The following is a 13,586-nucleotide window of genomic DNA, read 5'->3' on the forward strand; positions in this document are numbered from 1 at the left end:
CCGATTGCAGAGGGTTATCGATGAAAATGCTTCCCCTACGTGCGGCCATGGCGGCTGCGTTGCTGAGCGTTGCCATTGGCGCCTCGGCCAAACCCTTGGTGGTCTGCACCGAAGCCAGCCCGGAAGGCTTCGATATGGTCCAGTACACAACTGCAGTCACGGCGGATGCTGTGGCCGAAACCATCTTCAACCGCCTGGTGGACTTCAAGCCGGGCACCACGGAAATCGTTCCGGCCCTGGCGGACACCTGGGACATCAGCGAAGACGGACTGACGTACACGTTCCACCTGCGCCAAGGCGTCAAGTTTCACACCACCGAATATTTCAAGCCGACCCGCGACATGAATGCCGACGACGTGGTCTGGAGCTTCCAGCGCCAGCTGGACCCGAACCACCCGTGGCACAAATTGTCGAGCGTGGGTTTCCCGTACTTCGAAAGCATGGGCTTCAAGGAACTGCTCAAAAGCGTCGAAAAAGTTGACGAGCACACGGTCAGGTTCACTCTGACCCGCCGCGAAGCGCCGTTCCTGGCCGACGTTGCGATGCCGTTCACCGCCGTCTACTCCGCCGAGTACGCCGATCAATTGCTCAAGACCAACAAGGCCGGCGACCTCAACAACAAGCCGATCGGCACCGGCCCGTTCGTTTTCCAGCGTTACGCCAAGGACGCGCAGGTGCGATTCAAGGCCAACCCGGATTATTTCCGTGGCAAGCCACCGGCCGATGCGCTGATCCTGGCCATTGCCACCGACAACAATGTGCGCCTGCAGAAGCTCAAAGCCAACGAGTGCCAGATCGCCTTGTATCCGAAGCCCGACGACATTCCGAGCATCAAGAAAGACAGCAACCTGAAAGTCGACGAGCTGGACGCGATGACCGTTTCGTACATCGCCATGAACACCCAGCACAAATACATGAGCGACGTGCGTGTGCGTAAAGCTATCGATATCGCTTTCGACAAGGAAGCCTATGTCAACGCGCTGTTCGGCAAAGGCAACGCGTCGGTAGCGGTCAACCCATACCCGCCGACTCTGCTCGGCTACAACCACGACCTGAAAAACCCGCCACGCGACCTGGACAAGGCGCGCGCCCTGCTCAAGGAAGCCGGGGTTCCGGAAGGCACTACCTTCACCCTGTTCACCCGCAACGGCGGCGGCCCGACCAACCCCAACCCGATGCTCGGCGCGCAAATGATGCAGGCTGACCTGGCGAAAGTCGGGATCAAGATCGACATCCGCGTGATGGAATGGGGCGAAATGCTCAAGCGCGCCAAGGCCGGCGAGCACGATATGGTGTCGGCCGGATGGGCGGGCGACAACGGCGACCCGGATAACTTCCTGACGCCTATGCTCAGTTGCGAGGCCGCCAGGAACGGCGAAAACTACGCACGCTGGTGCAACGAGAAATTCCAGGCACTGCTGGATGAAGCGCGGGCTAAAGTAGATCCGGCCGAACGCGCCGCGCTCTACGAACAGGCGCAAGTGCTGTTTAATCAGGACCAGCCATGGATCAGCATGGCCCATACTCGGATGTTCACTGCAATGCGCAAAAATGTAGAGGGCTACCACATCAGCCCTCTCACCACCAATAACTTCGCCACCACCCAGGTGAAGTAGATAAGAAACGCCCGGCAGACCTGACCCCAGGCTCGCCGGGCACGCCTAACCGGCTGATGAGGTACCACACAAGATGTTTAGTTTTATTGCCCGCCGACTGGGGCTGTTGATCCCCACGTTTTTCGGCATCACCTTGCTGACTTTCGCGTTGATTCGCATGATTCCGGGCGACCCCGTGGAAGTGATGATGGGCGAACGTCGGGTCGACCCCGAAATGCACGCTCAAGCAATGGAACGCCTGGGGCTGAACAAGCCGCTGTATGCCCAGTATCTGGACTACATCGGCAAACTGGCCCAAGGCGATCTCGGTGAGTCGTTGCGTACCCGTGAAAGCGTGTGGACCGAGTTCACCTCTCTTTTCCCGGCGACCCTGGAACTGTCCATGGCCGCCCTGCTGTTCGCCGGCATTCTCGGCCTGCTGGCCGGCGTAATCGCGGCGCTCAAGCGAGGATCGCTGTTCGACCACGGGGTGATGGGCATCTCCCTCGCGGGCTATTCGATGCCGATCTTCTGGTGGGGCCTGATCCTGATCATGTTCTTCTCGGTGAGCCTGGGGTGGACCCCGGTCTCCGGGCGCATCGACCTGCTGTATGACATCGAGCCGAAAACCGGCTTCATGCTGATCGACACGCTGCTGGCCGATGACGTCGGCGCGTTCTTCGATGCGCTGCATCACTTGATCCTGCCGGCCATCGTGCTCGGCACCATTCCGCTGGCGGTGATCGCGCGGATGACCCGTTCGTCGATGCTCGAAGTGCTGCGTGAAGACTACATCCGCACCGCCAAGGCCAAAGGCCTGTCGCCGTCGCGCGTGGTGTTCGTGCACGGTCTGCGCAACGCACTGATTCCGGTGCTGACCGTGGTCGGCCTGCAGGTCGGCACGCTGCTGGCCGGTGCAGTCCTGACCGAAACCATCTTCTCCTGGCCCGGCATCGGCAAATGGCTGATCGAAGCCATCGGCGCCCGGGACTATCCGGTGGTGCAAAACGGCATCCTGTTAATCGCCTGCCTGGTGATTCTGGTCAACTTCGTGGTGGACATCCTCTACGGCTTTGCCAACCCACGCATCCGTCATCAGCGCTGAGGTCAATACCCATGAGCACTCCAACATCCTCAGTAGCCACCGCCACGTCCGCCGTGGATCAAAGCCTGCTGTACCCGTCGCCGTACAAAGAATTCTGGCAAGCGTTCTCCAAGAACAAGGGCGCCGTTGCCGGCCTGCTGTTCATGCTGCTGATCATCTTCTGCGCGATCTTCGCGCCGTGGGTGGCGCCGCATAACCCGAGCGAGCAATACCGTGACTTCCTGCTGACGCCACCGGCATGGCTCGAAGGCGGGCAGTTGCAGTTCCTGCTCGGCACCGACGAGCTTGGCCGTGACCTGCTGTCGCGCCTGATCCAGGGCTCGCGCCTGTCGCTGCTGATCGGTTTGTCGTCGGTGGTGATGTCGCTGATTCCGGGGATCCTTTTGGGTCTGTTCGCCGGTTTCTTCCCGAAGATGATCGGCCCGACCATCATGCGTCTGATGGACATCATGCTCGCCCTGCCGTCGCTGCTGCTGGCCGTGGCGATCGTCGCCATCCTCGGCCCTGGCCTGATCAATACCGTGATCGCGATTGCCGTGGTTTCGCTGCCGTCCTACGTGCGTCTGACCCGTGCCGCCGTGATGGGCGAACTGAACCGCGACTACGTCACCGCCGCGCGCCTGGCCGGTGCCGGTCTGCCGCGTCTGATGTTCATCACCGTGTTGCCCAACTGCATGGCGCCGCTGATCGTGCAGGCGACGCTGAGCTTTTCGTCGGCGATCCTCGATGCTGCGGCACTGGGCTTCCTCGGCCTCGGCGTGCAACCACCAACCCCTGAGTGGGGCACCATGCTGGCCTCGGCCCGCGACTACATCGAACGCGCCTGGTGGGTAGTCAGCTTGCCTGGTTTGACCATTTTGCTCAGCGTGCTGGCAATCAACTTGATGGGCGACGGCCTGCGCGATGCGCTGGACCCGAAACTCAAGAACGCCGCCTGAGGAGATTCCCATGTCACTGCTAGAAATCAAGAATCTCAACGTCCGCTTCGGCGACAAGAACGCCACGCCGGTGGTCGACGGCCTCGACCTGAAAGTCGACAAAGGCGAAGTACTGGCCATCGTTGGCGAGTCGGGCTCGGGTAAATCCGTGACCATGATGGCGCTGATGGGCCTGATCGAACATCCCGGCATCGTCACCGCTGACTCGCTCAGCTTCGACGGCAAGGACATGCTCAAGCTGAGCAACCGTCAGCGTCGGCAGATCGTCGGCAAAGACCTGTCGATGGTGTTCCAGGATCCGATGACCGCGCTGAACCCGAGCTACACCGTCGGTTTCCAGATCGAAGAAGTGCTGCGCCTGCACCTGAAAATGTCCGGCAAGCAAGCGCGCAAGCGTGCCATCGAACTGCTGGAAAAAGTCGAGATCCCGGGCGCCGCCAGCCGCATGGACGCCTACCCGCATCAACTGTCTGGCGGTATGAGCCAGCGTGTCGCGATCGCCATGGCGATTGCCGGCGAGCCGAAACTGCTGATCGCTGACGAACCGACCACGGCCCTCGACGTGACGATTCAGGCGCAGATCATGGATCTGCTGCTGGCGTTGCAGAAAGAGCAGAACATGGGCCTGGTGCTGATCACCCACGACCTCGCCGTCGTCGCGGAAACCGCTCAGCGCGTCTGCGTGATGTACGCGGGCCAGGCCGTTGAAGTCGGCCAGGTGCCACAACTGTTCGACATCCCCGCACACCCGTACAGCGAAGCGCTGCTCAAGGCGATTCCCGAGCACAGCCTCGGCGCCTCACGCCTGTCGACTCTGCCGGGCATTGTTCCGGGCCGCTATGACCGTCCGCAGGGTTGCCTGCTGTCGCCGCGCTGCCCGTACGTGCAGGACAACTGCCGCGCCCAGCGTCCCGGCCTTGACCCGAAAAGCCACAGCCTCGCCCGCTGCTTCTACCCGCTGAACCAGGAGGTGGCGTAATGGCCGTCGTACTTACCGCCCGCGACCTGACCCGTCACTACGAAGTCTCCCGTGGCCTGTTCAAGGGCCACGCCACCGTGCGCGCGCTCAACGGCGTGTCGTTCGAACTGGAAGCCGGCAAGACCCTCGCCGTAGTGGGTGAGTCGGGCTGCGGCAAATCCACCCTCGCCCGCGCCCTGACACTGATTGAAGAACCGTCTTCGGGTTCGCTGCAGATCGCCGGCCAGGAGGTCGCCGGCGCTGACAAGGCCGAGCGCAAGCAACTGCGCAAAGACGTGCAGATGGTCTTTCAGAGCCCGTACGCATCGTTGAACCCACGGCAGAAAATCGGTGATCAACTGGCCGAGCCGCTGCTGATCAACACCAAGCTGTCGGCCAGCGAACGTCGCGAGAAAGTCCAGGCGATGATGAAGCAGGTCGGCTTGCGGCCCGAGCACTACCAGCGCTATCCGCACATGTTCTCCGGCGGTCAGCGCCAGCGAATCGCGCTGGCCCGGGCGATGATGCTGCAACCGAAAGTGCTGGTGGCGGATGAACCGACCTCGGCGCTGGACGTGTCGATTCAGGCCCAGGTGCTCAACCTGTTCATGGATTTGCAGCAGGAGTTCAACACCGCGTATGTGTTCATCTCGCACAACCTCGCGGTGGTGCAGCACGTGGCCGATGACGTGATGGTGATGTATCTCGGCCGCCCGGTGGAACTGGGCCCGAAAAACGACATCTACGAACGTCCGCTGCACCCTTACACCCAGGCGCTGCTGTCGGCGACCCCGACCATTCACCCGGACCCGAACAAGCCGAAAATCAAGATCGTCGGCGAACTGCCCAACCCGCTGAACCCGCCTTCAGGCTGCGCCTTCCACAAGCGCTGCCCGTACGCGACCGAACGTTGCAGCACGGAAGAGCCGCTGCTGCGTGAGCTGGATAATCGGCAGGTGGCTTGCCACTACGCCGAGCAGTTCCTCGACGGCGCGGCATAAGGCCAATGCTGAGACCTGCATAAAACCTGTAGGAGCTGACGAGTGCAACGAGGCTGCGATCTTTTGATTTTCAGAAGCAAGATCAAAAGATCGCAGCGTTCCGCAGCTCCTACCGGGGATTTGCGGTGAACCAGAGGTAACCAAACCCCTTCCACCTCGATTGCGCATCAGTCGAGGCAGAAGGGGTTTTCTTTGCCCGGTGATTTACGTCTGGCTATCGCCTTCGTCATCCGGGTCATCGGTATCCGGCTCGTCAGTGGTCGTATCGTCATCATCGGCGCTGCCACCCTGATTCATATCCCCCGGCTCCGACTCGGACTTGGCGAGCATCAGCCCGCTATGCCCGACCTGGCCGTTGAACGCCTGAGATTCGTGATCCTCGCACTCGGCCCAAGCCGTTGCGGTACCGAGGGACAGCATCACCGCCACTTTCAATAACATCAGAATCCGTAACAATCTGCTTTTCATGGCCGACTCCATCCTGTTGCGCTAAGACATGCTTGCCGGACTGGCTCCTAGTGAAATCTAGTTGCGATCGGCCCGGCTCACCAGTTAGGACGCGGCCATGCAGGCATAAATGCCATCGACCGCCAGATTGCTTTCGAATAACTGCCATAACTGAAACAGCTAAGCGGCGCGTGTTGCCTGCCACGTCAGCGGGATGGAGATCAGCACCAGCAGCGCACTCATCAGCCAGACGCTGTGCCCGCCAAACTCGCCATAAAGCTGACCGCTGAGCACCGGCGACAACAACGCGCTGGCGCTCCAGCTCATGAAGAACAGCCCGAAGTACTGACCGCTTCTGCCACTCTGGGCAAACTGCATCGCCAGTACATTGAGCGGCGGCATGAACAACGCCTCGCCCAGCGTCCAGATAACCGTCGACAAACACACAAAAGCCAACCCGGACCCGAACGGCAACATGCCCAGCCCACAGGCCAACAGCACGCTGCCGACGAGCATTTGCCAGCGCGAGCCCCAACGCTCGACCGAATGCGACAGCGGAATCTGCAACGCGATCACCAACAGCGCATTGAGCCCGAACTGCCAACCGATCGCTTCGGTGCTCAGGTGGTAGTGATCGCGCAGATAATTGCCCAGCGTGCTGTAAACGGTGTCGAACGCAATACCGAGCGCGGCCGTCGCGGCCAGCAGCCAGAGGAATGGCTTGTCGCGAAGCGGCACGCTCGAGCCATCGGTGGATTCGTCTCCAACCACCAGCACCGGCCGCCGCCACGTTGTCCGCACGAACCACAGCAACGCCAGCATCGTCATCGCCGCGCTGGCAAAAAACACCCAACGAAAATCCGCCTGCGCCAACACCCCACCCGCCACCCCGGCGGCGGCCATGCCCAGATTGCGCGCCACCCGACTCAGAGCCTGCGCACGGGAACGTTGCGCGACTTCGCAATACTCCATGATCAGGCGCTGATGCAGCGTACGAATCGCGCCGTCGATGACACCGCTGAGCAACAACAGCCCGGCCAGCCACGGCACCTGCGTCACCAGCCCCAACAGCATCAGCACCCACACCGAAACGAAAAACAGCGCCGCCGTCAGCCGCGCCGTGCGCACGTGATCACTGAGCCAGCCACCCAGCATCGAACCGACCAGCAACCCCGCGCCATAAGCCGAGAGCAGCCAGCCGACGGTTTCAATCGCCAGGCCCAATTCCTGACGCAGGTACAACGCCATGAACAACTTGACCATGGCGCTGAGGCGATTGATGAACAAAAGCGCGGCGAGGACCCAGGCCATGGGGGTGAAATAGCCGTTGGGGCGCAGGAGATGATTCAATCGACTTGTCACTCCATTGGTCTCTTCGAACGACTGGCAGGAATGAAACACTAACGGCCGCACGGCGGTTTTCGCACCGCAAGACACTCAAACCACGAAAAAAGGATTCGCCCTACAAACCACTGTAGGAGATGCCGCAGGCTGAGAACTATTGACCTTACTTTTCAGGATCGCAGTCTTCTACAACCGAATTGGATTGAGTGCATCAAACAGAAAATCGTCGGCCCGCAGATCGCCTTCGCGAGCCAGCTCGCTCCACAGAGCAGCAAAAGCAAAAGATCGCAGCCTTCGGCAGCTCCTACACACGATGAGCGTAAGCTCGGGTGCTCTTGACCTTGCCTAACCAGCGACATTGGAAGGCTGAGTGGAGGGATCGATCCGGGCGTGGGAGGCCGAACGCAGGAGCAAAGCCTTTTGGTTCCTTTTTGCTGGGCCGGCACTCCGGCGTTTGAAAAAGGGACTCGCCGTAAGGGCGAAACCGCCAGAAGCAGCACCGGAAGCAACGGATATTCACCCAGAACCCCAAGAGCCTGGTCGGCCCAAAGGCCGCCAAGACCAAAACCGGCAGCCCATAAAAAAGCCCCCAAGGCCTACACCTCAGGGGCTTCCGAACAACAACTCAAACCTTAATGATGCTCCCGCGTCGCGCGGAATTTCACATCCGGCCAGCGCTCTTCCATCAACGCCAGATTCACCCGCGTAGGCGCCAGATAGGTCAAATGCCCACCGCCATCGAGCGCCAGGTTCTCCACCGCCTTGTTGGAAAACTCCTCAAGCTTCTTCTTGTCGTCGCACTCGATCCAGCGCGCCGAGTACACAGTGATGGGCTCATACGAGCACTCAACTTTGTATTCTTCTTTCAACCGGCTCGCGACCACATCGAACTGCAGCACACCGACGGCGCCAAGAATGATGTCGTTGCTGCGTTCCGGGAAGAACACCTGCGTCGCGCCCTCTTCCGCCAACTGCTGCAAGCCCTGACGCAGTTGCTTGGATTTCAGCGGATCACGCAGACGCACGCGACGGAACAGTTCCGGGGCAAAGTGCGGGATACCGGTGAAACCCAGCACTTCGCCTTCGCTGAAGGTGTCGCCGATCTGGATCGTGCCGTGGTTGTGCAGGCCGATGATGTCGCCGGCGTAGGCCTCTTCCAGCTGTTCACGCTCTGAGGAGAAGAACGTCAGGGCGTCGCCGATGCGCACGTCCTTGCCGGTGCGTACGTGGCGCATCTTCATGCCTTTCTCGTACTTGCCGGAGCAGATACGCATGAAGGCAATGCGGTCACGGTGTTTCGGGTCCATGTTTGCCTGGATCTTGAAGATGAAGCCCGAGAACTTCTCTTCGACCGGCTCGACAGTACGCTCGTTGGCGACACGGGCCAGCGGACGCGGCGCCCAGTCAACGACAGCATCAAGCACATGGTCGACACCGAAGTTGCCCAGCGCGGTACCGAAGAACACCGGGGTCAGTTGACCGTCGAGGAATTCCTGCTGGTTGAATTCGTGGCAGGCGCCCTGCACCAGTTCCAGTTGTTCGATGAAGCGCTCGTACTCGTCGCCCAAATGTTCGCGGGCTTCGTCGGAGTCGAGTTTCTGGATGATCTTGGTTTCGGTGCGTTCGTGACCGTGGCCCGGGGTGTAAACGATGATGTAGTCATCGGCCAGGTGGTACACGCCCTTGAAGTCGCGGTAGCAACCGATCGGCCAGGTGATCGGCGCCGCCTTGATTTTCAGAACGGCTTCGATCTCGTCGAGCAGTTCGATCGGGTCGCGGATGTCGCGGTCGAGTTTGTTGATGAAGCTGACGATCGGCGTATCACGCAGACGGCAGACGTCCATCAGCGCGATGGTCCGTGGCTCGACACCTTTACCGCCGTCGAGGACCATCAAGGCCGAGTCCACCGCAGTCAGGGTGCGATAGGTATCTTCGGAGAAGTCTTCGTGGCCCGGGGTGTCGAGCAGGTTGATCATGTGTTCGCGATAGGGGAACTGCATGACCGACGTGGTAATGGAAATACCCCGCTGCTTCTCCATCTCCATCCAGTCGGATGTCGCATGGCGATCGGATTTACGGGATTTCACCGTACCGGCCACCGCAATCGCCTTGCCCATCAACAGGAGCTTTTCGGTGATCGTGGTTTTACCGGCATCGGGGTGGGAAATAATGGCGAAAGTGCGGCGTTTCGCGACTTCGGCGGCCTGTTGGGTCATGGGAAATCGCCTGGCGGTGATTCAAAAAAGGGCGGCGAGTATAGCTTAAAAAGTGATCGCCGAACCACCGTCCCTCGGCCGCGCAAAACCCCGCCGGAGCTACCGAAGGCTGCGATCTTTTGACCTGTTTTTTAGAAGCCAGATCAAAAGATCGCAGCCTGCGGCAGCTCCAACGGGTGGCCAGATGGCATCCAATGTGGGAACCTTTTAAGGCACGGAGACGTCCATCCCCTGTTACGAATTGTCGTCAGGGGCTGAAAAATCAGCAAGTTAGCCTGACGAGGCTGCGCTCATGGCTCGCTTTCACACCGCTTGGCCGGTGCTGGAAAACGGCTACTTTTCGCGAACGCTGACTCCGGCAACCAGGAATGGTTTTGCCACGCGGAGCAGCGCTCGCCGACTACAAAAAAAGGAGTCCGCCTGTGGCTATCCGCTATGGCAAAGGGCTGATGGGAGGTGCGGTGGTGATCGCGCTCCTGGCCCTGCTGGTCCACTGGATCGGCATCAACACGATCGAACACTACCGCGACGATTTGTTGTTTTACCTGCAAGCTCATCTGGTTCTCGTCCTCGCTTCCATGCTGGCCGCCCTCGTCGTGGGCATCCCCGCCGGTATCTTCCTCAGCCGCCCGAACATGGTCGGCCGCGCCGAACGCTTCATGCAGATCTTCAATATCGGCAACACCGTGCCACCGTTGGCCGTGCTCGCGATCGCGCTGGGCATCCTCGGCATCGGCAGCGGCCCGGCGATCTTCGCCCTGTTCCTCGCCTCCCTGTTGCCGATTGTGCGCAACACCTACGAAGGCCTGAAAAATGTCCAGGGCTCGCTGAAAGAAGCCGCCGTCGGCATCGGCATGACGCCGCGCCAGGTGCTGTGGAAAGTCGAATTGCCCAACGCCGTGCCGATCATTGTCGGCGGCGTGCGTGTCGCACTGGCCATCAACGTCGGCACCGCGCCACTGGCCTTTCTGATCGGCGCCAACAGCCTTGGCAGCCTGATCTTCCCCGGCATCGCCCTGAACAATCAGCCGCAACTGCTGCTCGGCGCCGCGTGCACCGCGCTGCTGGCGTTGTTGCTCGATGGCGTGGTCACCCTTGCCAGCCGTCTCTGGCTGGAACGCGGTTTGCGCCCGTCTTAAGGCGTTTGAAGGAATATTTATGAAACGACTCAGCTTGATCCTAGGCTGCTTCCTGCTGTTCGCAGGAATCGCACAAGCCGCTGAAAAACCGGTGATTCGCCTCGGCGCCCGGGTCTTCACCGAGCAGACCCTGCTCGCCGAAATCACCGCGCAATACCTGCGCAGCAAAGGCTACGACGCGCAGATCACCGGCGGTCTGGGCAGCAACCTCGCCCGCAGCGCCCACGAAAGCGGACAACTGGACATGCTCTGGGAGTACACCGGCGTATCGCTGGTGGCCTACAACCATGTCACCGAAAAACTCGACAGCGCGCAGTCCTACGCCCGGGTCAAAGAACTCGATGCGAAGAAAGGCCTGATCTGGCTGACGCCGTCGAAGTTCAGCAACACCTACGCCCTCGCCCTGCCGAAAAAAATCGCCGAGGAGTACCCGCAGATCAGCAACATCAGTCAGCTCAACGACGTGCTGCGCGCCGAAGCCAAGAGCAACCATCTGGTAGCGCTGGACACCGAATTCGCCAACCGTTCCGACGGTCTCGACGGCATGGTCAAGCTCTACGACATGAACCTGACCCGCAAGAACATCCGCCAGATGGACGCCGGCCTGGTCTACACCGCGCTGCGCAACGGTCAGGTATTTGCCGGTCTGGTCTACACCACCGACGGCCGCCTCAACGCTTTCGGCCTGAAGTTGCTGGCCGACGACAAGCATTACTTCCCCGACTACACCGCCGCGCCCGTGGTGCGTCAGGCCACGCTGGATGCCAACCCGAAACTGGCCGAGCAACTCAAGCCGCTGGCCGAACTGTTCGACGATGAAACCATGCGCCAGCTCAACGCGCGGGTCGACGTCAATCATGAAAGCCCATCGTCCGTTGCCGCCGATTTCCTGCGCCAGCACCCACTGAATTAAGAGAGGAGAAGTCATGGAATTTCTGAACGCCTTTTCCCATCTCGACTGGCAGCAGGTGATGCACCTGACCTGGCAGCACATCACTTTGGTCGGCATCGCCGTGACTCTGGCGATCGTTATCGGTGTGCCGCTGGGCATTCTGATGACGCGCTTTCCAGCCCTCGCCGGCCCGTTGCAGGCCAGCGCCACGGTGCTGCTGACTGTGCCGTCGATCGCCCTGTTCGGCCTGCTGCTGCCGTTCTATTCCAAGTTCGGCCAGGGCCTTGGCCCGCTGCCGGCGATCACTGCGGTGTTTTTGTATTCACTGCTGCCGATCATGCGCAACACCTACCTCGCCCTCACCGGCGTCGAGCCGGGCATTCGCGAAGCCGCGCGCGGCATCGGCATGACCTTCGGCCAGCGCCTGCGCATGGTTGAACTGCCCATCGCGGTGCCAGTGATCCTCGCTGGCGTGCGCACCGCCGTGGTGATGAACATCGGCGTGATGACCATCGCCGCCACCATCGGCGCTGGCGGTCTCGGTGTGCTGATCCTCGCCTCCATCAGCCGCAGCGACATGTCGATGCTCATCGTCGGCGCGCTGCTGGTCAGTCTTCTGGCGATCTTCGCCGACCTCTTCCTGCAGTGGCTGCAACGCTCGCTGACTCCAAAAGGACTCTTGAAATGATCGAACTTCAAAACCTCAGCAAGACCTTCCAAAGCAACGGCAAAGATGTCAAAGCCGTGGACTCGGTAAGCCTGACCGTCAATGAAGGCGAGATCTGCGTGTTTCTCGGCCCATCGGGTTGCGGCAAAAGCACCACACTGAAAATGATCAACCGCCTGATCAAACCGACCTCGGGCAAGATCCTGATCAATGGCGAAGACACCACCGACCTCGACGAGGTGACCCTGCGCCGCAACATCGGTTATGTGATCCAGCAAATCGGTCTGTTCCCCAACATGACGATCGAAGAGAACATCGTCGTGGTGCCGAAACTGCTCGGCTGGGACAAACAGAAATGCCACGACCGCGCCCGCGAACTGATGAGCATGATCAAGCTCGAGCCCAAGCAGTATCTGCATCGCTACCCGCGTGAATTGTCCGGTGGTCAGCAGCAGCGCATCGGTGTAATCCGTGCACTCGCAGCCGACGCCCCGCTGTTGCTGATGGACGAACCGTTCGGTGCGGTCGACCCGATCAACCGCGAGATGATCCAGAACGAATTCTTCGAGATGCAGCGCGCGCTGAACAAAACCGTGATCATGGTCAGCCATGACATCGATGAGGCGATCAAGCTCGGCGACAAGATTGCGATCTTCCGCGCCGGCAAACTGCTGCAGATCGATCATCCGGACACCCTGCTCGCGCACCCTGCGGATGATTTCGTCAGCAACTTCGTCGGTCAGGACAGCACGCTCAAGCGCCTGCTGTTGGTGAAAGCCGAAGACGCGGCGGACAACGCGCCATCGGTGAGCCCGGAAACGCCCGTAGCCGATGCGCTGGAATTGATGGACGAACATGACCGCCGTTATGTCGTGGTGACTTGCGCGGAGAACAAGGCGCTGGGCTATGTGCGTCGTCGCGACCTGCATCGCCAGACCGGCACCTGCGCGCAGTTCCTGCGCGAGTTCAACGCCACGGCGGCTTACGACGAGCACTTGCGCATCCTGTTGTCGCGCATGTACGAGTTCAACCGCGCCTGGCTGCCGGTGATGGATGCCGAACGGGTGTTCCTCGGCGAGGTGACGCAGGAGTCGATTGCGGCGTACCTGAGTTCGGGCCGTTCGCGAGGAATGAAGACCAACATCGTCTCGCCGGCTGAAACTGTGGTCGCCTAAAAAGTACCCAACCTGTGGGAGCGGGCTTGCTCGCGAAGGCGATCGGTCAGTCAGCAGTGATGTCGACTGTGAAAACGCCTTCGCGAGCAAGCCCGCTCCCACAGGATCT

Annotated in this window: 12 protein-coding genes; 9 read left to right on the forward strand and 3 right to left on the reverse strand. The window is 60.6% G+C overall.

From position 1 onward, the window contains the following. The first annotated feature begins 20 nt into the window (after window positions 1-20). The 5 genes from ACIGDJ_RS21045 to ACIGDJ_RS21065 all read left to right on the forward strand — a co-directional run bounded on the left by ACIGDJ_RS21045 (window position 21) and on the right by ACIGDJ_RS21065 (window position 5,597). Window positions 21-1,616: an ABC transporter substrate-binding protein gene (locus ACIGDJ_RS21045; protein WP_101158000.1), complete on the forward strand. Its 1,596-nt coding sequence runs from the start codon at window positions 21-23 to the stop codon at window positions 1,614-1,616. Window positions 1,617-1,689: 73 nt separating this feature from the next. After that, entirely contained in the window at window positions 1,690-2,700 is a 1,011-nt protein-coding gene (locus ACIGDJ_RS21050) for an ABC transporter permease subunit (protein ID WP_016771720.1), read from the forward strand. Between the two features lie 11 nt (window positions 2,701-2,711). Continuing rightward, complete coding sequence (locus tag ACIGDJ_RS21055; protein ID WP_101158002.1) at window positions 2,712-3,638, forward strand: ABC transporter permease subunit; 927 nt, start codon at window positions 2,712-2,714, stop codon at window positions 3,636-3,638. Window positions 3,639-3,648: 10 nt separating this feature from the next. After that, window positions 3,649-4,617: an ABC transporter ATP-binding protein gene (locus ACIGDJ_RS21060; protein ID WP_101158004.1), complete on the forward strand. Its 969-nt coding sequence runs from the start codon at window positions 3,649-3,651 to the stop codon at window positions 4,615-4,617. Continuing rightward, the gene (locus tag ACIGDJ_RS21065) at window positions 4,617-5,597 is read left to right on the forward strand and encodes a peptide ABC transporter ATP-binding protein (RefSeq protein WP_397480010.1); all 981 of its coding nucleotides are present in this window, start codon (window positions 4,617-4,619) and stop codon (window positions 5,595-5,597) included. The genes ACIGDJ_RS21060 and ACIGDJ_RS21065 overlap by 1 nt, the downstream gene beginning before the upstream one ends. A gap of 204 nt (window positions 5,598-5,801) precedes the next feature. On the opposite strand, the gene ACIGDJ_RS21070 is transcribed toward ACIGDJ_RS21065, so the two are convergent. The 3 genes from ACIGDJ_RS21070 to ACIGDJ_RS21080 form a co-directional block, all read right to left on the reverse strand. Next, on the reverse strand, window positions 5,802-6,065 hold the full coding sequence (locus ACIGDJ_RS21070) for a hypothetical protein (protein ID WP_397480009.1): 264 nt from the start codon (window positions 6,063-6,065) through the stop codon (window positions 5,802-5,804). A gap of 159 nt (window positions 6,066-6,224) precedes the next feature. Then, a complete protein-coding gene (locus tag ACIGDJ_RS21075) occupies window positions 6,225-7,406 on the reverse strand; it encodes an MFS transporter (protein WP_397480008.1) in 1,182 nt (393 codons plus the stop codon). 614 nt (window positions 7,407-8,020) lie between these two features. Then, the gene (locus ACIGDJ_RS21080; protein WP_101158012.1) at window positions 8,021-9,604 is read right to left on the reverse strand and encodes a peptide chain release factor 3; all 1,584 of its coding nucleotides are present in this window, start codon (window positions 9,602-9,604) and stop codon (window positions 8,021-8,023) included. Between the two features lie 449 nt (window positions 9,605-10,053). Between ACIGDJ_RS21080 and ACIGDJ_RS21085 the strand changes: the two genes are divergently transcribed. The 4 genes from ACIGDJ_RS21085 to ACIGDJ_RS21100 are packed head-to-tail and all read left to right on the forward strand — an operon-like array spanning window position 10,054 to window position 13,477. Next, window positions 10,054-10,743: an ABC transporter permease gene (locus ACIGDJ_RS21085; protein ID WP_172833351.1), complete on the forward strand. Its 690-nt coding sequence runs from the start codon at window positions 10,054-10,056 to the stop codon at window positions 10,741-10,743. A 19-nt stretch (window positions 10,744-10,762) separates the two neighbouring features. Further along, window positions 10,763-11,656, forward strand: coding sequence for a glycine betaine ABC transporter substrate-binding protein (locus ACIGDJ_RS21090; protein ID WP_206415507.1), 894 nt, complete (start codon window positions 10,763-10,765; stop codon window positions 11,654-11,656). A gap of 13 nt (window positions 11,657-11,669) precedes the next feature. Next, a complete protein-coding gene (locus tag ACIGDJ_RS21095; RefSeq protein ID WP_090281735.1) occupies window positions 11,670-12,323 on the forward strand; it encodes an ABC transporter permease in 654 nt (217 codons plus the stop codon). Beyond that, window positions 12,320-13,477: a betaine/proline/choline family ABC transporter ATP-binding protein gene (locus tag ACIGDJ_RS21100; protein ID WP_039759487.1), complete on the forward strand. Its 1,158-nt coding sequence runs from the start codon at window positions 12,320-12,322 to the stop codon at window positions 13,475-13,477. The genes ACIGDJ_RS21095 and ACIGDJ_RS21100 overlap by 4 nt, the downstream gene beginning before the upstream one ends. The last annotated feature ends 109 nt before the right edge of the window (window positions 13,478-13,586 follow it).

The sequence above is a fragment of the Pseudomonas sp. NPDC079367 genome, assembly GCF_044542195.1.
Taxonomy (GTDB): domain Bacteria; phylum Pseudomonadota; class Gammaproteobacteria; order Pseudomonadales; family Pseudomonadaceae; genus Aquipseudomonas.